This is a genomic window from Oleiphilus sp. HI0125, from assembly GCF_001635355.1.
Map to the genome: position 1 here is coordinate 1 of NZ_LWGF01000229.1, position 880 is coordinate 880.

Sequence of the window (880 nt, forward strand, 5' to 3'; positions counted from 1 at the left end):
CAACAACGCCGGTGTTGCCTTAATGCAAACGGTTGAAGACACAAGCTACGAAGATTTCGAATGGCTGATGGACATTAACTTTTGGGGCGTAGTCTACGGCACAAAGTCTTTTCTACCGTTATTAAAACGCTCTAGCGACGGCGCTATTGTGAATATTTCTAGCGTCTTCGGTCTTGTTGGCATTCCTACACAAGGCGCCTATAACGCCAGTAAATTTGCCGTTAAAGGATACACCGAAGCCTTACGCTTAGAACTCAAGAACACACCGGTCACTCCAATTACAGTGCACCCAGGTGGCATCAAAACGAACATTGTGAACAGCGCTCGATTCTATAGAGGCACCAACGCTGGACAAGAACATAAGGACGTAAAGTCACTATTTGATCGCTTAACGTTTACGACACCAGACCAAGCGGCTAGCACCATTCTAAAAGGCGTTAAACGCAAGAAAATGAAAATCTTGATCGGTAAAGATGCGTATTTTTATGATTGGGCTGGCAGATGGTTGCCAGAGAGTTACCACAGAATCGTCGACAAGATTATGGGAGCGGAGTTCTAAACAAGCTACAAGCTTATTAATTCATGGGGTCAGAGTAAAAGTACTCTGACCCCAATATTTATTAAGAAGCCTTTCCAAACCACTTACGCACTAACACGTAAAACAGTGGTGTCAGCAATAAGCCAAAGATCGTCACACCGATCATGCCCGCAAATACAGCCACACCCATTGCTTCGCGCATTTCTGCACCAGCGCCTGTTGAGAAAACTAATGGCACAACACCCATAATGAATGCAATAGAGGTCATTAGGATCGGTCGGAAACGCAACTTGCTTGCCTCGAGCGTTGCAGCGAGCAGTTCCATTCCTTGATCCTCTTTTT

2 protein-coding genes are annotated in these 880 nt (G+C 45.3%); one reads left to right on the forward strand and one right to left on the reverse strand.

What is annotated here, in order from left to right; all coding sequences use genetic code 11:
• Positions 1-559: SDR family oxidoreductase (locus tag A3762_RS03515; RefSeq protein WP_156493190.1), on the forward strand; the 559-nt coding region annotated here is incomplete at its 5' end.
• Between the two features lie 61 nt (positions 560-620).
• On the opposite strand, the gene A3762_RS03520 is transcribed toward A3762_RS03515, so the two are convergent.
• The coding region (locus tag A3762_RS03520) for an efflux RND transporter permease subunit (RefSeq protein ID WP_156493191.1) at positions 621-880 on the reverse strand (260 nt) is incomplete at its 5' end.